Origin of the sequence: Haloarcula onubensis (assembly GCF_031624605.1) — an archaeon.
GTDB lineage: Archaea > Halobacteriota > Halobacteria > Halobacteriales > Haloarculaceae > Haloarcula > Haloarcula onubensis.
Window position 1 is genome coordinate 487,381 of record NZ_JAMQOS010000001.1, and the last position, 20,769, is coordinate 508,149.

A 20,769-nucleotide genomic window follows, 5' to 3' on the forward strand; every position below is an offset into this window, starting at 1 on the left:
TAAACGATGGAGATGCAGCACGGCTTGCCGGAAGCACGACTTCGGAACGCGCCGGCGCCTCGCGGGCGAACAGCCACCGCCGCCGACGGTACTTCGCGGGACGCCCGTCGACTGGCAACCGTCGACGACGGCGGTACGGACCGGCCCAGTCGGCAGTAGCTTTTAGCCGCCCGCTGTGCCACTGGGGGACGTATGTCAACACCCGGTGAATTCGAGGCGTTCGGTGGCCGACACGTTCCGGAACCGCTCGAAGAACCGCTGGCCGAACTGGCGGGCGCGTTCGACGAACTGAAAGACGACGAGGCGTTCCAGGAGGAGTTCGAATACCTCCTCGAACACTTCGCGGGCCGGCCGACGCCGGTGTTCTACGCGGAGACGCTCTCCGAGCGCTACGACGCGGACATCTACTTCAAACACGAGGACCTGCTCCACGGCGGCGCCCACAAACTCAACAACACGCTCGGACAGGCCTTGCTCGCCAAGCGGGCCGGCAAGGAGCGCCTCATCGCGGAGACCGGCGCCGGGCAGCACGGCACCGCGACGGCGATGGTCGGCGCCTTGCTGGACATGGACACGACGGTGTACATGGGCCGAAACGACATCGGCCGCCAGCGGATGAACGTCTTCAGGATGCGCCTGATGGGCGCCGAGGTCGAGTCGGTCACGCGGGGCAACGAGGGGCTGGCCGAGGCCGTCGACGCGGCGATGGAAGACCTCGTCGCGAACACCGAGGAGACCCACTACCTCGTGGGGAGCGCCGTCGGGCCGGACCCGTTCCCGCGGATGGTCCGGGAGTTCCAGTCGGTCATCGGCCGGGAGGCCCGCGAACAGATTCAGGAGCTACACGGCGACCTGCCCGACGCCTGTGTCGCCGCCGTCGGCGGCGGCTCGAACTCCATCGGACTCTTTCACGCGTTCAAGGAGGACGACGTGGCCCTCTACGGGGCCGAGCCGGCCGGCAAAGGGCTGGACTCGGGTCACCACTCGGCGGCGCTCACGGCGACCGAACAGGACGAGCCACAGGTCTTCCAGGGGATGGTGACCAAGAAGATACCCGAGGGGACGGAGAACCACTCCGTCAGCGCCGGCCTGGACTACCCGGCGGTGGGTCCGGAACACGCCGCCCTCCAGTCGCTGGGACGGGCCGAGTACCACGGCATCACCGACGAGGAGGCGCTGGCCGCCTTCCGCGAACTGAGCGAGACGGAAGGCATCATCCCGGCGCTGGAGCCGAGCCACGCCATCGCGCTGGCTATCAAGCTCGCCGAGGAGGACCGCCACGACACCATCCTCGTGAACCTCTGTGGCCGCGGCGACAAGGACATGGAGACCGCAGCCGAGAAGTTCGACCTCGCCCCGTAGATACTGGCCCGTCGGTACCGTATCAGCGAGACGCGAGGACAGCCACACACGACAGCGGGACCGAACCGACCGGCGCTGCCGTCACGCCTCCGCCAGTTGAATCCCGCGGGCGACGACGTAGATGAGGACGATACCCGTCCCGACGGCGAGGACGAACTGGCCGACGACGACGAACAGTGCGCCCAGCACCCCGTTGCTCCCGCCCAGTAAAAAGGCGAGCGCGAAGGGGACGACGGCGAGGGCGGCGAACAGACCGACGAGCTTCCCGAGCGGAATCGCTTCGGCGAGCAACTGATCTCTGTCGAGTTCACCGGTGCCGCGGTCGACGAAGGGAGGGGAGGGCATCACTGGCGATGTCCGCCCCACGTGAAAATATATGTCGATATGACACGACCGGGTCGCGGCCGAAGCGTTTGTCGTCGTGGCGTGCCCCACGCCGGCGTATCCGGCCCGTAGACACGGCCGTCGTCTGTTTCCCCACCTATTCGTGGGTCGGGCTTCGAGTGTCTCTCATGGTCTCCCGCCAAGCCGGACTCCTCCTCGCCGCCCTGGTCGCCCTCGCCGGCGTCTCCGTGGTCGGTGGCGAAGTCGTCGACGCCCCGCCGACACTCACCGTCGAGAACGACGGCGACACCACCTACCGGGTGACGGCGTACACCGTCGAGAGCGTCGAGGACGCCCTGCTCACGAACTTCCGCGTCACGACGCCGGCGGGCGAGAACCGGCTGGTGACGTACTCCCAGCTCGTCTGGCCCGCCGGCTACCGGAACGTGACGGTGACGGACTCGGTTCCGTCACAGCAGGTCACCGTCCCGCCAAACGAGGCTGTCGAGACGGAGATTCGGGTCTGGGAGCCCGGTGACGTGACGATATACATCATCGAAGAGCCGGACGACGAGACACACGTCTGGTCGGACATGAAGGCGTGTACGGAACGCCAGCAGGAACACAGTATCCGACTGCGGGACGGCTACGAGGGCGGCGGGTCGACCTGTGCCTCCGACCTCGATTTGCTCTTTCGCTGACCGGTCAGGGACGCCCGGGTCGCTCGCCGCTCGCCCCCGCCTCGTCGTCGAGATGTCCGAGTACCACGGCGAGCGCGACGGCGTGGACCGTGCCGACGACGGCCGTACTCAGGAAGCCGCCGACGACCGGCACGATCGCCAGCGCCCACGACACTAGCCCGAACACGAGCACCAGCCAGAACAGCGTCGCACCCGTCCCCCGCGAGAGCCGAACGCTCCGAACCAGGGCCGTCGTGACGCCGCTGCCGGCCGCCAGCAGCCCGGGGAGCAAGAACAGGCGCACGGCGACCAGAGCGAGGACGGCGGCGGCCAGGAGCGCGAGCGGGAGACTGGCTAGCTCCACGTCCCGAACTGGCAGGAGTCCCCCGAACGCGAGCATCGCACCCAGGCCGGCGACGTACCGGCCGAACGACGCCGCGGTCCGGTCGGCGGACAGCGACCGTGTTATCGTCAGCCAGCCGGCGGTGCCGACGGCGAGGGCCACGACTGCTTCGAGGGTCAGCCCGCCGACCAGATACGGGAGCCGCAGGTCGAGAAACGCCCCGAGGTGCCGGCTGGTTCGCGCCGTCCCGCTCGGGAACAGGGCGTACTGCACACTGACGGTGTCGCCGACCCACGCCGGCTGGGCGACCGGTAGCGGGTCCCGCAGCCGGAGCCAGTCGGCGAGCGCGACGACGACTCCGGCGACGGTAAACGGGACACAGCGCGCCGGCGCCGCGCGGAGTCGGCGGCCCACCGCCCGCAGCACGCCGGTCGGGGACAGTCGCTCGCGGGCCCCACCGGCGGTCGAACCCGCGCCGTCGACGCTCACGCTTCCTCCAGTGCGAGTATCGCTCGGCGGTTCGCGGCGTAGAGTCGCCCCCCGGCGACGACCGGGGCCGACAGCGGGACCTGCTCGGGTTCGTACGTGAACCGCCGCTGGCCGGTGTCGGCGTCGAAGGCGACGAGTTCGTAGTACGACCGGACGGCGTAGACGACACCGTCGCCGACGACCGGCGCCCCGTTCCCGCTGAACGGGACGCGCCACGCCCGCTCGCCGGTCGCGAGGTCGACGGCGTCGAGCGTGCCGTCCTCGGTCGGGGCGACCACTAGCCCGTCCGCGACCGCGGGCGCGCTCTCGGTCACGTTGCCGCCGTGGCCGTAGCGCCACCGGGTCGAGCCGTCGGCGGGGTCGAGCGACCAGACGGACTCGCGGGAGAGCACGACGAGGCCGTCCTCGGTCGCGACCGGAGCCAGCAGCATCTGTTCGTCCAGTTCGCAGTGCCACTGACGGGTCCCGCTCGCGAGGTCGTACGCGGCCACCCGGTAGGGCCACGCCGTCGTGTAGACGACGCCCTCTCGGACCGCAGGGCGGGTAAAGGAGACGCTGGCCTCGTCGTCGGTCGGCGTGCGCTGCCAGCGGACCTCGCCGTCGTCGGCGTCGAGCGCGAGTAGCGACGCCCGGTCGGGCGTCGGCGTGACGACGGTGCCGCCCGCGGCGACCGGCGTCGGTCGCTCGCCGGACATCGAGGCGAACGGGTCACGATGGTCGGGGGTCGGGGCGGTCCAGCGCTCGGTGCCGACCGCACCCACGACGGGGAGCCGGAGACCGCCAGTGCTGTTGAGTCCCGTAATCTCCGACCCCGACAGGACGGCGAGGGTGTCGGAGTTGTACACCGACGCCCGCGCCCGGGCCGGGCTGGCGTCGTAGGGGCCGGGAGCGCCAAAGCGGCGGTCGCCCGTCTCGGGGTCGAGCGCGAGTAGCCCCTCGCCGGCGACGTAGAGCGTCCCACCGCACAGTATCGGCTCGCTCGTCCCGCTGAACCAGGGTGTCCGCTCGTGGCGCCACGCGAGTGAAACGCCGTCTTTCGGTCCCGCTTCGGTGGTGTGTGCCGTCCCGGCTGGGTCGTGTCTGGACATCGGCCACGGGGACGGGGCCGACGTGTCGGTATCGGCTCCGCTCGACGTGGCCGCGGCGGCGCTCGCACCGACGAGACCGGCGCTGGCCGCGTAGAGCAGTTGACGTCTGGAGGGCATCGACCGTACTGTTCGCCGACGGCATGATAGTTTTTGATATCGGTGCGGGAAGCGACTGCTGACAGTCTGGCGTCCCGACACCGGGGCCGGTTCGGCGGTCCGTTCACCGTCGGACCACAGATACGCGCGAGGAGAGCGACACCGAGCAGGAGCCCGGCTACCGACTGAGCCCGGGTGTGCGCGCCGGCCCGGGTGAGGACCATGCCTGTGGCGAGTACTGCGAGCGGCGCGAACCGCCGGTCGACGTAGCGCAGGTAGCCCGCGGGGACCTCCGCGTAGAGGCCGTGCGTCGAGATGTCCCAGAACGGCGTGATAAGGGGGTGCGGGCTGTCACGCCGACGTTTCCGCTGTCGATGCCGCCGCATCGACCCCCCGTCCCCCGGCGCGCCCCACGCGACGGCGGGACGGCCGTCGAATTCGGCGGTGAGTTCGCGGTCGTCAGCCCTCGCTGCGCTCGCCGACCTGCACTAGCTGCTTGCCGATGTTCTCGCCCTCGAACAGCCCGAGGAAGGCGTCGGGGGCGTTCTCCAGCCCCTCGACGACGCTCTCCTCGTAGCGCAGGTCACCGGCCTGGATGAACCCGCCGAGCCGTTCGAGTGCGTGGCCCCAGCGGTCCTGGTAGTCGCCGACGAGGAAGCCCCGGACCGTCGCGCGGGTCTGGATGAGCTGGGCGAGCTTCCGGGGTCCCGTGGGCTGTTCGGTCGCGTTGTACTGGGATATCTGGCCACAGACCGCGACGCGGGCGTCCCGGTTCAGCTGCCCCCAGACGGCGTCGGTGACGGGGCCGCCGACGTTGTCGAAGTAGCGGTCGACGCCGTCGGGACAGGTTTCGGCGAACGCCGCTTCCAGGTCGTCGGTCGTCTTGTAGTTCACCGCCGCGTCGAAGCCCAGGTCCTCGGTGAGCCAGTCACACTTCTCGTCGCTGCCGGCGACGCCGACGACGCGGGCGCCGGCCATCGAGGCGACCTGCCCGGCGACGGAGCCGACGGCGCCGGCGGCCCCCGAGACCACCACGGTGTCGCCGGGGTCTGGGTCGGCCACGTCGGTCATCCCGAAGTAGGCGGTGATGCCGGGCATGCCGAGCACGCCGAGCGCGGTCGAGACGGGCGCCAGGTCGGGGTCGACCTGCCGAAGCTCCTCGCCGTGGGCAACGGCGTGGTCGGCCCACAGCAGGTTCCCGGTGGCGACGTCGCCGGGCTCGAAGCCGTCGTGGTTCGACTCGACGACTTCGCCGACGACGCCGGCCTGCATCGGCTCGTCCAGCCCCCACGGTTCGGCGTAGGACTCGGCGTCGCGCATCCGCCCGCGCATGTACGGGTCAACGGAGAGATACAGCGTCCGGACCAGCACCTCTCCGGGGCCGGGCTCGGGTCGGTCGACGGTCACCAGTTCGAAGTTCTCCTCGGTCGGTTCGCCGGTCGGGCGGCTCGCGAGTCGCCACTGTCTGGTCTGGTCGTCGGTCACACTGGGAGGTCGGGTTCGCGAGGGGTCAACGTTGGGACTCGTCGGCGCCGGCCGCCGGCGTCGCGCCGCCGTCTCGGGGCGCTCCCGTCAGTGAGCCGCCACAGCGGCTCTTCGCTGCCGTAACTACGTTCATACAACGGCGAACCGAGAGAATTATACTGCCGACTGTCGATACAGTGGTCGATAGCCGATGTCGGAACCCGACGGCCGCCGGCGTGGTAGCGACCGCGTCGTCGACCGGCGCGGCTTGCTGAAGCTACTGGCGCTGCCGGTAGCCGCGACGCCGCTCGCGGCGCTGCTTGTCGCCGGTCGCGAGGACGACGACGCGGTCCCGAACTGGCTGGAGTACGCCGCCTCGCCGCGGGTCCGCTGGGTCACCGAGGAGCGCTACGGGGCGCCGCCGGGCGTCGGCGACGGACGGGTCTACGTCGGCGACCCCGAGGGCGTCGTCCACGCGCTGGCGACGGCCGACGGGAGCGAGCGGTGGACGGTCGACACGGGTCTCGGTCGCGAGGGCTCCGTCCTCGCGGCGCCGACCGTAGCTGGCGACACCGTCTACGTCGCGGCCCGGAACGGGACGCTGTTGGCCCTCGACCCCGGGGGCGCCGAGCGCTGGGGCGTCGAGACCGGCGGGCAGGTCGCCCTCGCGCCCGTCGTCTCCGACGACACCGTCTACGTCGCGAGCGGGCGGACGCTGCTCGCGCTTGACCGCTCGGACGGGGCGGAGCGCTGGCGTTTCGACACCGGCCGCGATATCGCGCTCACCGGCCCGCCAGCGGTTGCGGACGGGACCGTCTACGTCGGGAGCGACGAGACGCTGTCCGCGCTGTCGGCGGCCGACGGGACCGAGCGCTGGACACGGCGCAGCCGCGGGGGGCTGAGTTCGGGCCCGACGGTGACCGGTGGCACCGTCTACGTTGGGCGTGGGAGCGACGTCCACGCCCTGTCGGCGGCCGACGGGACCGAGCGCTGGGTCACCGAGGACGTGTCCGCCACCGAGCGGCCGGCAGTCGCCGACGGGCGGGTCTACGTGACGTCGCTCGGCGGCCCGCTGGTCGCGCTGAACGCGGCCGACGGGCGCGTCGAGTGGCGGTTCGACGCCGCCGAGGCGATGTGGACGCCGCCGGTGGTCGCGGACGGGACCGTCTACGTCGGGGCCGGCGACACGGACCGCGTCCACGCAGTCGACGGCGCCGACGGGAGCGAGCGCTGGTCGTTCCCGGCCGTCGGCACGCCCGTCGTAGCCGACGGGACGGTGTACGTCGACGCGAAGACCGCGCTGTTCGCGTTGCGGACAGACTGACCGCTCAACAGCGACGCCCCGTTCGCGATGTCGGTTCCGTGCTAGTCGTGTTCGTGCCAGCCGCCGGCGTCGACGACCTCGAACAGGTTGCCCCAGTTCTCGGCCCCCTCGCTCCCGGGGAGTTCGTCACGGAGCTGCTGGAAGTCGGACGGCGGGACCACTTCGGAGACGAGGTCGATGACGACGCGGGCGTGGTAGGCGGCGTCGGCGCGGTCTGTCCCCTCGATGTCGCTGACGCGGGTGAGATACTCCGGCCAGTCGAACCGCTGGCCGTGCTCGTGGACGCCGCCGGTCATGTACCACTTGATCTCGATGGGCAGGGAGGCGGCCAGGTCCGCGGCGTGGCCGGACGGGAGTCGCTCGCCCAGCGGCAACAGCGCCGCCCGAATCGCTCGAAGCGTCTCGCCGGTCCCGGCGAGTTCGAGTCTGTGCTGTGCCGTTCCGGTGAACTCGTCGAAGTTCATGCCCGAAATTGTTGGAGAATTGTAATATAGCTTCGGCCGCCGTCGCCGTCTGGCTCACGCGCCGCCGTCTCCGATTCCGAGCGGCGGATTTTCGACCGCTATCTTCCGTTTCTGACCGCCGATAAGCCGGGCGAATCGCGGCGCAGACGCGGCTAATCCGCCCCTATCTGCCGGAACTGAGACGGTACTTTTGTCGATTCGCTACCAATTCTCGGCCATGTACGACAACGTGTTAGTGCCGACCGACGGGAGCGACCACGCGGACCGGGGCGTCGAGTACGGGATGGACCTCGCGGCGGCGAGTGACGCGACGCTCCACCTCCTCTTCGTCGTCGACGAGTCGGTCTACGGGACGACGCCGGCATTCAGCAGCTACGAGGCGTTCCTCGACGACCTCGGCGACCAGGCCGAGGAGATGACCGAGGACATCGTCGAGGAGGCGACCGAACGCGGCATCGACGCCACCGTCTCGGTCCGGCGCGGCGTCCCCCACGACACCATCTGTCGCTACGCGGAACAGGAGGACATCGACGTCATCGTCATGGGCAAACGCGGCGCGGCGGGTGTCGAACCGCCCCACCTGGGCTCGGTCACGAACCGAGTGCTCCGAGAGGCACCCGTCCCCGTCGTCCCGGTCTGACCCCGGTCTCTATCCCGCGATGGCGTACAGCCGCTCGGCGGGGAAGAACGCCACGTTGTCGCCGACGACCGGCGCGGCACCCCCGGGACTGGTCCGCTGGCGCGTCCCGTAGGTCCACTCGGTGCGCCCGTCGGCGGCGGCCCGACAGGTCAGTTGCCCGCGGCCAAACAGGTAGATGAAGCCGTCGGCGACGACGGGCGTCCCGTCGATACCTATCTCGACGGTGTAGCGGTGCTGGCTGCCGGTGAGACTCAGCGCCGTCAGCCCCCGGTCGGCGACGGCGTAGATGGTGTCGTCGGTCACCGCCGGGGGGTTGGTGACCGCCGGCGACTCCTGGTTGCCGTACGTCTCGACCCCGTTGCTCCACTGTTCTGTCCCGTCGGCACGGTCGAACACGCGGACGGCGGTCCCGGAGCCGACGACCACTCGCTCTCCGGTGACCGTCGCCGGGGCTGTCACGATGCAGTCGGCGGTCCACTCCGTCTCGCCGGTGGCCGCGTCGAACGCCTGGAGCGTGTTCCCGCCCGTGTAGACGGTGCCGTCGGCGACGGCGGGCGTCACCGGGGCGGTGTCGGCGTCGACCGGCGTCTGCCAGTCGAGCGAGCCGTCGGCGGCCGAGAGCGAGTACAGGGTGGCGCTCCCGTCCGCCCTGCCGACGACGTAGACCGTGTCGCCGTCGACGGTGATTCCCGACTGGACCCCCCGGTCGAACGACCACTGCTCGACGCCGGTCGTGGCGGCCAGCCCGACCAGTTCCTCGCCGACGGTCGCCAGGACGAGGTCGTCGGTCACGGCGGTCGGGCCGGCGGCGTTGGTCCCGCGGTACATCGTCGCCCACTGCCGGGAGCCGTCGACGGCGTCGAGGGCGTAGACGAACGTCTCCCCGTCACCGGCCCCGTCGATGCGCCCCTCGGTCAGGTAGAGCCGGCCGTCACGCAGCGACGGCGACCCCATCCGGTGGCTGGGCGTGAATCCCGCCCGCCCGAACTCGAACAGCGACGTGACGGCCCCCGTCGGCCCGGACACGTCCGGTACGGTCCCCGTGTTCGCGGCGTCGTACTGGTACTGCGGGTAGGCGTTCTCGACAGTCTCGGGAAGCTGGAGGCTCGCACCGTCCACCCCCGTCCCAGTCCTGTTCCGGCCGCTGGGCCCGTCACTGGGGCGCAGAAACCCGGGACACCCCGCGAGTATCCCGGTCACGACGCTGCCCGCGGCTGCGAGATACGAGCGTCGTCGGCTGTCCATGTTTCGACAGCCACGTCTATAAATAAAAGCACTTCGACCTGTTCACGACTCGACACGCGATGCGGTAGGCGACACCTACCAAAACTGTCGGCGCGCCTGGGTCGGCCATGTCGTACCCGATTCGGCGGGAGGCAGACGAGACCGACCGACTCCTCGCGCTGAGCGACGGCGTCATCGCCATCGTCATCACGCTGCTCGTGCTCGACCTGACCGTCCCGTCGGTCCCCCGCGACGAGCAACTCGCCCTGTTGCCGGCCGCGATAGCCGAGCAGTGGCCGGAGTTTCTCGGGTTCGTCCTGAGTTTTCTGGTCGTCGGGTTCTACTGGGTGCTCCACCGGCGGACGTTCGTCCACATCGAGCGCCACGACCGCGGGGTGGTCTACCTGAACCTCTGTTTTCTGTTGCTGGTCGCGTTCGTCCCCTACGCGACGAGTCTGTTCACGACGTACCCGGGCCGCTTTGGCACGCCCTTTCTCTCGGTCGTCCTGGCGCTGACGGGCCTCTCGCTCGCCGCCCTCTGGACGTACGCCGACTGGAGCGAGGTCCTCGACGCCGGCCTCCGGTCCCGGACCGTCCAGATACAGGCGGCCCGCTTTCTGGCCTCGCCGGCGGTGTTCGCGCTCGCGGCCGTCGTCGGCTGGTACCTGCCAATCGTGGGGATGGCGACCTGGTTCCTGTTGCTCCCGATAAACGCCGCGTTACAGTCGCGACTCGTGGCCAGCCTCGCGGACTGACTCGCGTTCTTGCGGCTAGCAAAAGTGACAATGGGGCAATAATTAATATCTACTCAGAACGCGTACCGGTACCATGGACCACGAATCGACAGTGCGAGACTCGCTCCGTGACCCGGGGGTCGCGTGGTGGCTCGTCGGTATCGCCGTGCTGGGTGTGCTCGCCTGGGTCGGGGTCAGCTATCTCGGCTGGCTCGTCTTCGGCCTCTTTACGTACTACGTCGCCCGTCCGATAGCCCGACGGGTCCAGTCCCGCGTGGGCTCCCCGACGCTCGCCGCCGGAATCACGCTCGCCTTTATCATCGTCCCCATCGTTCTCTTTATCGCCGCGTTCCTCTCGGTCGCCGTGGGACAGGCGCTCCAGTTGCTCGGCGGCCAGCCCGCCCAGCAACTGCTCGCCAGACTCCCACTCCCGACCCAGACCCTCCCGACCGACCCGGTCCAGGTCGCCGTCGTTCTGGTGCAGGACCCGACGGTCTCGACGGCGCTGGGCCAGTTCGGGGTCGCCGTCGGTGCGGCGGGCGCGACGCTGTTTAACGTCTTCCTGGCGCTCATCTTCGCCTTCTTCCTCCTGACCAGCGGCGACGCGCTGGCCGACTGGTTCCGGGCGAACGTCCTCGGCGCCGACTCGCTGGCCGTCGAGTACCTCCGCCGGGTGGACGACGGGCTCACCTCGGTGTACTTCGGCTACACGCTGACCATCTTCGTCGTCATCGTCCTCGCGGCGATAATCTACACCGTCTTCAACGCGGTGGCGCCGGGGGACCTGACGATTCCACAGGCGGTGTTGCTCGCCGTCGTCACCGGCATCTTCACGCTCATCCCGCTGCTCGGACGCTCCATCGTCTACGCCTTTATCGTCGCCTTGCTCGCGGTGCAGGCGCTTGCCGTCGACGCGACGCTGCTGTGGGTCCCGGTCGCGTTCTTCGCCGTGATGGTGCTCGTCTTCGACAACGTCATCCGGACCTACGTCCGCCCCTACCTCTCCGGGAAGGCCTACCACATGGCCCTCGTGATGTTCGCCTATCTGCTCGGCCCCGCCCTCTTTGGCTGGTACGGCATCTTCATGGGGCCGCTGGTGATGGTGGTGACAGTCGAGTTCATCACCGACATCCTCCCCCGGCTCTCCGGTGTCGCCCCTGGCGGCGCCGACGAGACCGCGGTCGAAGAGGCCGCGGAGCCACCGGTCGAGGGGACCGACACCGCCGACCGCGGCGGCGAGACGCCGTCGGACTGAACGCCGCGGTCCGGGTGACGCGACCGGCGCAGTCGACAGCGACTTTTTCGGCGACTCCGTAGCCCGGTACAGATGTCCACCAGAGCGTCGCTCCGGGAGCTGCTAACGTGTGAGGAGTCGGCGTTCCCGTCCGCTGCCCGGTCGTTTCTGGCGGCCCACGACGGCGACCCGGACCGGGTCGGCCGGGCCGAGGGCGACCTCCCGACGCTCGTCGACCTCCCACAGAGCGCGGTGGCGTCGCTGTCGGCCCACGAGCGGGCCCTGCTCCGGCGGGTGTGGGTGCTCGACGACGCCCCACTGGGTATCACGCTCGCGGGCCCGGTGTACCAGGACAACCCCGTCGTCTACGTCAACCGGACCTTTCGGGCGCTGACGGGCTACTCGCTGTCGGCGGTCCGCGGCGAGAATCTCCGCCTGCTCCAGGGGCCCGACACCGAGCCCGACACCGTCGACGCGCTGTCCGAAGCCGTCGCAATCTGGGAGCCGGTGACCGTGGCGCTGTGGAACTACCGCGCCGACGGCAGTCGCTTTCGCAACCGCGTCTCGCTCGTGCCGACCCGGGACGAGGACGGGATGCTCGCGAACTGGGTCGGGCTACAGGAGCGTGTCGACGGGTAGCTCACCGGTGGCCGTGGCGCTCGTCGGGTATCCCGGCGAGCACGTCGACGAGCGACTTCGCCAGCCCCAGTATCACCGGCCCGACGAACAGCCCGACGAAGCCAAAGAGCGAGACGCCGCCGAAGATGCCAAGCACGAGCACGGCGGCGTTGAGGTCGGTGCCCCGCTGCATCACGAGCGGCCTGACGAGGTTGTCCGAGCCGCTGACGACGACCGAGCCATACACCAGGAGGACGGCGGCGGCCGGGACCCGACCCACGAGGAGGAGGTAGCCCACCGCCGGGAGCCAGACGATGGAGGCGCCGATTATCGGTAGCAACGACAGGAGAAACGTCGCCAGGCCCCAGAAGACGACGTTCTCGATGCCCAGGGCGACGAAGCCGACGGCCGTCAACACCGCCTGCACGCCGGCCACGGCGACGTTGCCGACGACCGCCGCCCACAGCAGCGCGTCCGTGCGCTCGACCAGTCGGTCCGCCGTCGCCGGGTCCAGCGGTGCGGCCCGCCGGAGCCAGCCCAGGAGCCGCTCGCCGTCCCGGAGCAGGTAAAACAGCGCGAACAGGAAGACGACGGTCCCCACGAGAAACCCCGGGATACCACCGAGCACGCCCAGGACGCCGCCGAGGAGGCCGCGAAACCCCATCCGGAGAGCGTCGACCAGCGGGCCGGTGAACCCGTCTAGCTCGGGCATCGGCGCGAGCCACGGCCGGAGCCCCGCCTGGACCGCCGCCGCGTCGGGGAGCGAGGCCGTCCGCGCCACGGCCAGCGCCTGCTCGGCGGCGACGCCGACGACGAGGGCCAGCGGCACGACCGCCACGACCACCGTCGCGAGTATCGTGACGGTGGTGCCGACCGTCGGCCCCAGCCGCGTCGCGAGGCGGCGGTTCACCGGCGCGACGAGATACGCGACCAGCCCGGCCGACAGCAGCGCCTGGAGGAACGGCGCGACGAGGGCCAGCGCCACCGCTCCGACGACGAGAAGCAGCAATCGGAGGAAGGTCGCGCCCCCGTCGGCGCCGCTCATCGGCCGGGTTCGCCGGGGACCGCCTGTTCGACCATCTGTCTGCTCTCTTTCCGGGGACGGGTTTTGTTATCACCCGCTAGCTCGCCGTTGGGCGACCGTACCGCGGGGAAATCCGTGACTAGGCCACGCGCCGAGCGACGAGGTGGGTGACCCGGTGGAGAGACAAAGTTATATCCGTCCGTACGGAGTGGGCTGTGGCAATGAGCGACGGAACCGACAGTAGTGACGACGTGACGGTGTCGATGGAGCTCTCGGGACCGTACGACGACGTGCTGGAGAAGCTCCAGCCGGCCGAGGCGGGCCGCGACTCGCTCGTCCCGGTCGTCGCCGACCTCGAAGTGCTCTTAGAGACGGTCGTCGGCATCGACGGTGGGACCCGAAGCGTCATCGCCGAGGCGCTGCCCGCCGACACCGCCGCCGAGTTCGACCCGGGCGCCGTCGTCGACGCCCTGCAGGTGCTCGAACGCTACGACCTGGTCGTCCTCGACGGTAACACGTGGCGGCCCGGCCCCCGCCTCGACGAGTAGCGACGGCGTTTTGCCCCGCTCGGCCCAGTGTAACCTATGGCGGGTCCCCACGGCGACGAGAGCGACGCGCGGCGGTCACACACCGCGTTCGCTCCGTCGCTGTTGCTGTACTTCGACGCGAGCGTCCTGTACGGGCCCGACAACGCGACTCCGACGTCGGCCGCCGTCGGCTTTCTCGTCGAGAGCGGCGCGACCACCCACGTCGAACGGTCGATGGCGGTCGACGCGTTCGTCTCCAGCGCTCACCTGGAGTACCGGGCGCTGCTCGAGGCGGTGCGGGCGGTCGCGGCGACCGACGAACGGGTCGCTTCGCTGCACGTCCACGGCGACGCCGACGCCGTGATTCGTGCGGTCGACCCCGACCACCCGGCGACGCCGGGCGACCGACTCTGTCGGCGTCGGGTCCGGGCCATCCGCGACGCAGTCGACGGGATTCCGGTCGTCACGTACCGCGTCGTCGACCGCCGGGAGAACGAGCGAGCACACGGACTCGCGCGTGCGGGGCATCGATGAGTTCCGCCTCGCCGGTGGTGAATCCCGCCCCCTAAGTACGCGACGCTGCTCCGTGTCGGTATGCACGTTGGCTCGCGCCGCGCCGTCCTGAACCCCGTGAGCGGCGACGGGGACCACGCCGCCTCCGTCGAGCGACTGCTCTCGGCCCGCGGATTCGCCGTCTCCCGGACCGAGGGACCGGGCGACGCGCTCGAACTGGGCCGGGCGGCCGGCGAGGCGGGCGCCGCCGAGGTCGCCGTCGCGGGCGGCGACGGGACGGTCAACGAAGTGGTCCGGGGGCTGGCCCGGGCCGACCACTTAGACGAGGTCACCCTGTCGGTGGTGCCCGTCGGGACCGCGAACCTGCTGGCGGGCACCATCGGCGTCGGCGACCGCCGGCAGGGCGTCGAGGTGGCCGACACCGGCGAGGTGCGGACCATCGACGTGGGCTTTGCGGGCGCGGAGCCGTTTCTCGTCTCCTGTATCGCCGGCCTCCCCGCCGAGGCCAGCCTGGCGGCCTCAAGCGACCTGAAGGGCCGCTTCGGGACGCTGGCGTTCCTGGTCACCGGCGCCCAGGAAGCCATCGAGTTCGACGGGCTGGACATCTCACTGGAGGTCGTCGGCGAGGACGGCCCCGTCACCTGGTCCGGGTCGGCCACGTGCCTGCTCGTCGGCAACGCCCGGAAGTTCGTCGCACGGGGCGGCCAGGCCGACATGGAAGACGGGTTGCTCGACGTTGCTATCGTCGAGCAGATGCCGACCGGCAACCTCGTCGCCGAGGCCGTCGGCCACCGGCTGCTGGCGACCGACACCGAGGGTGTCACGCACGTCCGCGCGAGGGCGCTGTCCGTCGACGGCCACGGCGAGCCGGTGCGGTTCAGCCGGGACGGCGAGGTCGCCGAACACGAGCAACTCGACATCCGCGTACGGGAACGCACGCTCGACCTCAGGGTCGGCCCGAGCTACGACCCGGACCCGCGGTGAGGGCGACCGCGCGGTCGGCACCGAGACGGCCGCTGTCCAGTTCTATCGGCCACAGCGGACTTTATTACAGTCGGTCGACGCCGGCGCAACCAGAACCTTCAGTATCGCGTGTCCAATGTAGACGGGTATGAACGATTCGCGCTGTCTCGCGCGGCGGACGGCCCTGGTCCGCCCCGCTCTCCGGTCCGTCCGGCCGCCGGCGGAGGTGAGCTAGTTGCCGGCCGCGGTGGACAACGTCGTCCTCGTCACTATCGACTCGCTGCGCCAGGACGCGCTGGGCGGCGAGGACAGCGTCTCCCCGGTGCTCGACGACCTCGCCGCCGAGGGGGTCACCTTCGAGAACGCCATGGCCCAGGGCAACTGGACGCCCTTCTCCTTTCCCAGCGTCCACGGCTCCCGCCCGGTCTTCGACGAGGGTCCGGACATCGGCGTGGCCTCGACGCCGACGCTGGCCGAGCGGCTCTCCGAGGCCGGTCTGGGGACGGGGGGGTTCAACGCCGCCAACGGCTTCCTGACCGACCACTGGGGGTACGACCGCGGGTTCGACGCGTTCGAGCCGTTCGTCGACGGCAGCGGCTTCCTCGCCAGGCATCCGACCATCCAGGGGTGGGTCCAGCTTGGCACCTCGCCGTTCCGCCGGGCTGCGGGCGTGCTGGGCGGCGGCGACGACGACCGCCCGGTCGCCGACGCCTCCCGGATGGGCGAGCTAGAGGACCACGCGACCGAGTTCCTGGAGACGACCGACGACGGCTTCTTCCTGTGGGTCCACTACATGGACACCCACACCCCCTACGTCCCGGCGCCCCGGCACCTCCGGGAGGTCTCCGACACCAACTTCGGCCTGTTACGGATGCTGGGGTCGCACTTCCGGACGGGGATGGGGTGGGACGTCGACGAGCGGACCCTCGGGACGCTCCGGACGCTGTACGACGGCACCGTCAGGCAGGTCGACGAAAGCGTCGGCCGCCTGCTCGACACCCTGGAGCGGGAGGGCGTCGCCGACGAGACTGCCGTCGTCGTCGCGGGCGACCACGGCGAGGAGTTCCTGGACCACGGCCACCTCTCTCACTACCCCAAGCTCTACCGCGAACTCATCGACGTGCCACTGCTCGTCACCCTCCCCGACGGCGAGTCCGGGTCGGTCACCCAGCCCGTCGGCCTGGACGTGATTCCGCCGACGGTGTGTGACCTGCTGGGCGTCGAGTCGGCCGACGCGTGGGCGGGCCACAGCGTCGCCCCTGCCCTCGAGGGCGAGGAACTCGACGACCGCGGCCCCGTCGTCTCGGTCGCGGTGCGGGGCGACAGCGTCACCACCCAGCCGATTCCCCGTCACCGCGACGACGGCGAACTGCTCGTCAGCGCCCGCGACGCCCGCTGGACGTACATCGAACACACCGAATCGGGCCACCGCGAGCTGTACGACCGCCACAGCGACCCCGAGGAGCGCCGTGACCTCTGTGCCGACGCCACCGACGGCGAGGCACCGCCACCGGTGCTGGACCGGCTGTCGGGAGCCGTCGCCGACCACGTCGACCGGCTGGACTCGGCGCCTGAAGACGGGCAACGCGGCGATTCCGGCGACGAATCCGAGGAAATAACCGCACGGTTAAAGGCGCTCGGCTATAAATAGCGCTCCATGTCGTTTGGCGTCGCCACGTCGCCGCGACGGGAGCGACTCGTTCGGTTCTTCCTCGTGGGCTGTACGGCCGCGAGCATCCAGCTCGCGCTCCTGTGGCTGTTCGTGGACCTCGGTGGCGCGAACTACCTCGTCGGTGCCTTCGTCGCCATCGAACTGACGATTCTGTTCCAGTACGTGCTCAACAACGCGTGGACGTTCCACCGCTCGCGCCACACGTCGGCGCGGGAGTATCTCGTGGGCCTGGGAAAGACGAACCTCGTCCGCGGGACGGCCATCCCGCTGCAACTGGGCATCCTCTACGTGCTGGTGACGCTGGGTACCGCCGAGTACCTGGTCGGCAACGCCGTCGCCATCGGCGTGACGGGGCTGTACCGGTACGCGCTCGACTCCGCCTGGACCTGGAACTAGGCGTTTTTACCGCGGGCGGTCGCAGACGGGCCATGGACGATTCGGTACGTGTCGGCGTCGACGTCGGCGGCACCTTCACCGACGTACTGGTGGTCGGACCCGACGGGCTGACGACGGCGAAGGTCCCCTCGACGACGCCACAGCACGAGGGCGTCGTCGCGGGTGTCGAGGCGGCCTGTGACGCCGCCGATATCGAGCCCAGCGATGTCGACCGGTTCCGCCACGCGATGACCGTCGCGACGAACGCCCTGCTGGAGACCGACGGCGCCGAGACGGCGCTTGTGACGACCGCGGGCTTTGGCGATGTCCTCGCCATCGGCCGGCAGGCCCGGCCCGACCTGTACGACCAGTCGGTCGCCCGACCCGACCCGCTCGTGCCCGACGCGCGGCGGTACGAACTCGACGAGCGAACCACGCCCGAGGGCGTCGAACGGCCGGTCGACCCCGACGCCGTTCGGGAGCTCGCCGCCGACGTCGACGCCGACGCCGTCGCGGTGTCGCTGCTGCACGCCTACGCCCATCCCGACAACGAACGGCGCGTCGCCGAAGTTCTGCGCGCGGAACTCGACGCCCACGTCTCGGCCAGCCACGAGGTGCTGGGGGCGTTCCGGGAGTACGAGCGCACCGCGACGACGGTGGCCGACGCCTTCGTGACGCCGGTGCTGTCGACCTATCTCGGGGCGCTCGAAACCGAGGCCCGCGAGCTGGGCCTGCCGGCGCCGCGCGTGATGCAGTCCAACGGGGGTATCGCGGATATCGGGACCGTGCGGGACAACGCCGTGACGACGGCGCTGTCGGGCCCGGCGGCGGGCGTCGTCGGCGCCAGCGCGTTCGAACCCGACGACGCCGCCGGCCTCGTGACCTTCGACATGGGGGGGACCTCCAGCGACGTCTCGCTGGTCCGGGACGGCGGTGTCGAGCGGACGACCGACGCCGACGTGGGCGACCGGCCCGTCCGCGTCCCGATGGTCGATATCGAGACCGTCGGCGCCGGCGGGGGCTCTGTCGCCTGGGTCGATTCGGGGGGTGCGCTGCGCGTCGGTCCCGAATCGGCGGGCGCCGAGCCGGGACCGGCCTGTTACGGCCGCGGCGGGAGCGAACCCACGGTGACCGACGCCGCGCTCGCGCTGGGGTATCTCGGCCCCGAGACGACCCTCGGGGGCGAAGTCGACCTCGACGCCGACGCGGCGAGGGACGCCCTGGCCGACCTCGCGGCCGAGGCAGACCTCGACGGCCCGATAGACGCGGCCCGGGGCGTCTACCGGGTCGCCAACGCGACGATGACCCGCACCATCCGCTCCGTGACGGCCGAGCGGGGCCACGACCCCCGCGAGTTCGGTATCTGTGCCTTCGGCGGCGCCGGGCCGATGCACGCGGCCGCACTCGCGGACCGACTCGGCGTCGAAACGGTCGTCGTTCCGCGGGCCAGCGGCGTCCTCTCCGCGCTGGGACTGCTGGCGGCCGACGAGCGCCACGACGCCGTCCGCACCTACCGGACGCGCCTCGACGCGGCCGACCCCGAGAGCGTCCGTGGCGTCATCGACGACCTCGAAACCCGGGTACTGGACGAGACGGCCGAGCCCGACGCCGCCACCGTCGCCGTCGAGGCCGACTGTCGCTACGCCGGCCAGAGCCACGAACTCGGGGTCGAACTCGAGGGGTTCGACCCCGACACGTTGGCCGCCCGTTTCCACGCGGCCCACGAGCAGGCCCACGGCTACCGGCTGGACGAACCCGTCGAACTCGTCACGCTCCGGACGACGGCGACCGTCCCCCACGAGCTACCGGCTATCGGTCACGCCGCGGGCGAGGCCGGCGAGCGACTGACTCGCGACGTTTCCTTCGACGGCGAGTTCGGGGAGACGCCGGTGCTGTCGTGGGACGGGCTGTCGAGCGGGGCGACGCTGGACGGCCCGGCCGTCGTCGCGGGCGGCGAGAGCACCGTCGTCGTGCCGCCGGGCTGGTCGCTGACGGTCGACGAGCGGGGGACGCTTCGACTGGAGGCCGCGCCATGACGCCGGAACTGGACGCCATCGAACTCGAAATCCTCCGCAACCAGCTCGAAAGCGTCGCCGAGGAGATGGGCGAGGTACTGGTCCGGGGGGCGTTCTCGCCGAACATCACCGAGCGCCGGGACTGCTCGACGGCGCTGTTCGACGCCGCGGGCCGACTCGTGGCGCAGGCCGAACACATCCCGGTCCACCTGGGTGCGATGCCCGAGGCCGTCGACGCTGTGCTGGACCGGGACCCCGAGCCGGGCGACGTGTTCGTCCTGAACGACCCCTTCGCCGGCGGGACCCACCTGCCGGACGTGACGCTCGTCTCCCCCATCGCTCCCGAGGGCAGTATCGTCGGCTACGCCGTCTCGCGGGCCCACCACGCCGACGTGGGCGGGATGGCCCCCGGCAGCATGCCCGCCGGCGCCCGTGACATCCAGCAGGAGGGCCTGCGAATCCCGCCGACGCGGCTCGTCGCGGACGGCGAGCCCGTCGAGGCGGTCTGGGAACTGGTCGCGGCGAACGTCCGCAACCCGGCCCAGCGCCGAGCGGACCTCCGGGCGCAACTGGGTGCGAACGAACGGGGTGCCCAGCGGGTCGGTGAGCTACTGGTCGACCACGGCGACCGGCTGCTGGCGGCGTTCGAGGCGGTGCGGGCGTACTCCCGCAAGCGCGTGGAGACGGAACTGGCCGCGTTCCCGGACGGCAGCTACACCGCGACCGACCGCCTGGAGGGCGACGGCGTCACCGACGCCGATATACCGCTCGAAGTGACGGTCACCGTCGACGGCCGCTCGCTCTCCGTGGACTTCTCGGGCACGGCGCCCCAGGTCGCGGGCAACGTCAACGCGCCGCTGTCGGTCGCCAAGAGCGCGGTGTACTTCGCGGTCCGCGCCGTCACGGACCCCGACGTGCCGCCCAACGCGGGCTGTTACGACCCCATCGACGTTCACGCGCCGAGCGGAACGTTGCTCAACCCCGAGCCCCCGGCGGCCGTCGTCGGCGGCAACGTCGAGACGAGCCAGCGCGTCGCCGACGTGGTCTTTCGCGCGCTCGCCGAGGCCGTCCCCGACCGCGTCCCCGCCGCCGGCCAGGGGACCATGAACAACCTCGTCGTCGGCGGCGCGGACTTCTCTTACTACGAGACCATCGGCGGCGGGATGGGCGCGAGTAGCGACGCCGACGGCCCGAGCGGCGTCCAGGTCGGGATGACCAACACCCTGAACACGCCCGTCGAGGCCCTGGAGGTCGCCTACCCGCTGCGGGTCGAGTCCTACGGGCTCCGGCGGGGCAGCGGCGGCGACGGGCGCTATCGCGGGGGCGACGGGCTCGTCCGCGAACTCACCGTCGAGGCCGACGCCACCGTCTCCTTGCTGACCGAGCGCCGGCGCCACGCTCCCTGGGGACTCGCCGGCGGGGGCGACGGGGCCCCCGGTGCGAACTACGTCGACGGCGAGGCGGTCCCGGCGAAGGTGACTCGCGAGGTCGACGCCGGGACGACGGTCCGGGTCGAGACGCCCGGCGGCGGCGGATACGGCGACCCGGAGGCCGAGGACATACCCCCCGACGCGACGTAATTTTAACCGCCGCCGG

General features: G+C 70.8%; 21 protein-coding genes. 14 read left to right on the plus strand and 7 right to left on the minus strand.

Going from position 1 to position 20,769, the window contains the following annotated elements; genetic code table 11:
• Positions 1 to 192 precede the first annotated feature (192 nt).
• The gene (trpB, locus tag NDI86_RS02500; RefSeq protein WP_310898813.1) at positions 193 to 1,362 is read left to right on the plus strand and encodes a tryptophan synthase subunit beta; all 1,170 of its coding nucleotides are present in this window, start codon (positions 193 to 195) and stop codon (positions 1,360 to 1,362) included.
• Positions 1,363 to 1,443: 81 nt separating this feature from the next.
• On the opposite strand, the gene NDI86_RS02505 is transcribed toward trpB, so the two are convergent.
• The gene (locus NDI86_RS02505) at positions 1,444 to 1,707 is read right to left on the minus strand and encodes a hypothetical protein (protein ID WP_310898814.1); all 264 of its coding nucleotides are present in this window, start codon (positions 1,705 to 1,707) and stop codon (positions 1,444 to 1,446) included.
• A 167-nt stretch (positions 1,708 to 1,874) separates the two neighbouring features.
• Between NDI86_RS02505 and NDI86_RS02510 the strand changes: the two genes are divergently transcribed.
• Entirely contained in the window at positions 1,875 to 2,387 is a 513-nt protein-coding gene (locus NDI86_RS02510; RefSeq protein ID WP_310898815.1) for a hypothetical protein, read from the plus strand.
• Positions 2,388 to 2,391: 4 nt separating this feature from the next.
• Here NDI86_RS02510 and NDI86_RS02515 read toward each other — a convergent pair whose 3' ends face one another.
• The 3 genes from NDI86_RS02515 to NDI86_RS02525 form a co-directional block, all read right to left on the minus strand.
• Positions 2,392 to 3,198, minus strand: coding sequence for a hypothetical protein (locus NDI86_RS02515; RefSeq protein ID WP_310898816.1), 807 nt, complete (start codon positions 3,196 to 3,198; stop codon positions 2,392 to 2,394).
• A complete protein-coding gene (locus NDI86_RS02520) occupies positions 3,195 to 4,403 on the minus strand; it encodes an outer membrane protein assembly factor BamB family protein (RefSeq protein WP_310898817.1) in 1,209 nt (402 codons plus the stop codon). Before NDI86_RS02520 ends, NDI86_RS02515 begins: the two co-directional genes overlap by 4 nt.
• 438 nt (positions 4,404 to 4,841) lie before the next feature.
• The gene (locus NDI86_RS02525; RefSeq protein WP_310898818.1) at positions 4,842 to 5,867 is read right to left on the minus strand and encodes an NADP-dependent oxidoreductase; all 1,026 of its coding nucleotides are present in this window, start codon (positions 5,865 to 5,867) and stop codon (positions 4,842 to 4,844) included.
• A gap of 190 nt (positions 5,868 to 6,057) precedes the next feature.
• On the opposite strand from NDI86_RS02525, the gene NDI86_RS02530 reads away from it, so the two are divergent.
• Complete coding sequence (locus NDI86_RS02530; RefSeq protein WP_310898819.1) at positions 6,058 to 7,170, plus strand: outer membrane protein assembly factor BamB family protein; 1,113 nt, start codon at positions 6,058 to 6,060, stop codon at positions 7,168 to 7,170.
• A gap of 41 nt (positions 7,171 to 7,211) precedes the next feature.
• Here the strand turns inward: NDI86_RS02530 and NDI86_RS02535 are convergent, their stop codons facing one another.
• Complete coding sequence (locus NDI86_RS02535; protein ID WP_310898820.1) at positions 7,212 to 7,634, minus strand: DUF2267 domain-containing protein; 423 nt, start codon at positions 7,632 to 7,634, stop codon at positions 7,212 to 7,214.
• Between the two features lie 217 nt (positions 7,635 to 7,851).
• On the opposite strand from NDI86_RS02535, the gene NDI86_RS02540 reads away from it, so the two are divergent.
• The gene (locus NDI86_RS02540; RefSeq protein WP_310898821.1) at positions 7,852 to 8,274 is read left to right on the plus strand and encodes a universal stress protein; all 423 of its coding nucleotides are present in this window, start codon (positions 7,852 to 7,854) and stop codon (positions 8,272 to 8,274) included.
• A gap of 9 nt (positions 8,275 to 8,283) precedes the next feature.
• Here the strand turns inward: NDI86_RS02540 and NDI86_RS02545 are convergent, their stop codons facing one another.
• Positions 8,284 to 9,519 (minus strand): PQQ-binding-like beta-propeller repeat protein, encoded by a 1,236-nt coding sequence (locus NDI86_RS02545; protein ID WP_310898822.1) that lies wholly within the window; start codon positions 9,517 to 9,519, stop codon positions 8,284 to 8,286.
• Positions 9,520 to 9,626: 107 nt separating this feature from the next.
• Here NDI86_RS02545 and NDI86_RS02550 point away from each other — a divergent pair, with 107 nt between their 5' ends.
• The 3 genes from NDI86_RS02550 (at position 9,627) to NDI86_RS02560 (ending at position 12,105) form a co-directional block, all read left to right on the plus strand.
• Positions 9,627 to 10,253: a TMEM175 family protein gene (locus tag NDI86_RS02550; RefSeq protein WP_310898823.1), complete on the plus strand. Its 627-nt coding sequence runs from the start codon at positions 9,627 to 9,629 to the stop codon at positions 10,251 to 10,253.
• Between the two features lie 73 nt (positions 10,254 to 10,326).
• Entirely contained in the window at positions 10,327 to 11,487 is a 1,161-nt protein-coding gene (locus NDI86_RS02555; RefSeq protein WP_310898824.1) for an AI-2E family transporter, read from the plus strand.
• A 72-nt stretch (positions 11,488 to 11,559) separates the two neighbouring features.
• Positions 11,560 to 12,105 (plus strand): PAS domain-containing protein, encoded by a 546-nt coding sequence (locus tag NDI86_RS02560; RefSeq protein WP_310898825.1) that lies wholly within the window; start codon positions 11,560 to 11,562, stop codon positions 12,103 to 12,105.
• 1 nt (position 12,106) lies between these two features.
• On the opposite strand, the gene NDI86_RS02565 is transcribed toward NDI86_RS02560, so the two are convergent.
• Positions 12,107 to 13,129, minus strand: a complete 1,023-nt coding sequence (locus tag NDI86_RS02565) for an AI-2E family transporter (protein WP_310898826.1) — start codon at positions 13,127 to 13,129, stop codon at positions 12,107 to 12,109.
• A gap of 200 nt (positions 13,130 to 13,329) precedes the next feature.
• Here NDI86_RS02565 and NDI86_RS02570 point away from each other — a divergent pair, with 200 nt between their 5' ends.
• The 7 genes from NDI86_RS02570 (at position 13,330) to NDI86_RS02600 (ending at position 20,753) form a co-directional block, all read left to right on the plus strand.
• The gene (locus NDI86_RS02570) at positions 13,330 to 13,656 is read left to right on the plus strand and encodes a hypothetical protein (protein ID WP_310898827.1); all 327 of its coding nucleotides are present in this window, start codon (positions 13,330 to 13,332) and stop codon (positions 13,654 to 13,656) included.
• Positions 13,657 to 13,692: 36 nt separating this feature from the next.
• Entirely contained in the window at positions 13,693 to 14,169 is a 477-nt protein-coding gene (locus tag NDI86_RS02575; RefSeq protein ID WP_310898828.1) for a reverse transcriptase-like protein, read from the plus strand.
• A gap of 60 nt (positions 14,170 to 14,229) precedes the next feature.
• Positions 14,230 to 15,132 carry a diacylglycerol/lipid kinase family protein gene (locus tag NDI86_RS02580; RefSeq protein WP_310898829.1) on the plus strand — a complete coding sequence of 301 codons (903 nt, stop codon included), beginning with the start codon at positions 14,230 to 14,232 and terminating at the stop codon, positions 15,130 to 15,132.
• 214 nt (positions 15,133 to 15,346) lie between these two features.
• Positions 15,347 to 16,762: a sulfatase family protein gene (locus tag NDI86_RS02585; RefSeq protein WP_310898830.1), complete on the plus strand. Its 1,416-nt coding sequence runs from the start codon at positions 15,347 to 15,349 to the stop codon at positions 16,760 to 16,762.
• Between the two features lie 6 nt (positions 16,763 to 16,768).
• A complete protein-coding gene (locus tag NDI86_RS02590) occupies positions 16,769 to 17,179 on the plus strand; it encodes a GtrA family protein (RefSeq protein ID WP_310898831.1) in 411 nt (136 codons plus the stop codon).
• A gap of 32 nt (positions 17,180 to 17,211) precedes the next feature.
• A complete protein-coding gene (locus NDI86_RS02595) occupies positions 17,212 to 19,194 on the plus strand; it encodes a hydantoinase/oxoprolinase family protein (RefSeq protein ID WP_310898832.1) in 1,983 nt (660 codons plus the stop codon).
• Positions 19,191 to 20,753: a hydantoinase B/oxoprolinase family protein gene (locus NDI86_RS02600; protein ID WP_310898833.1), complete on the plus strand. Its 1,563-nt coding sequence runs from the start codon at positions 19,191 to 19,193 to the stop codon at positions 20,751 to 20,753. Before NDI86_RS02595 ends, NDI86_RS02600 begins: the two co-directional genes overlap by 4 nt.
• Positions 20,754 to 20,769 lie beyond the last annotated feature (16 nt).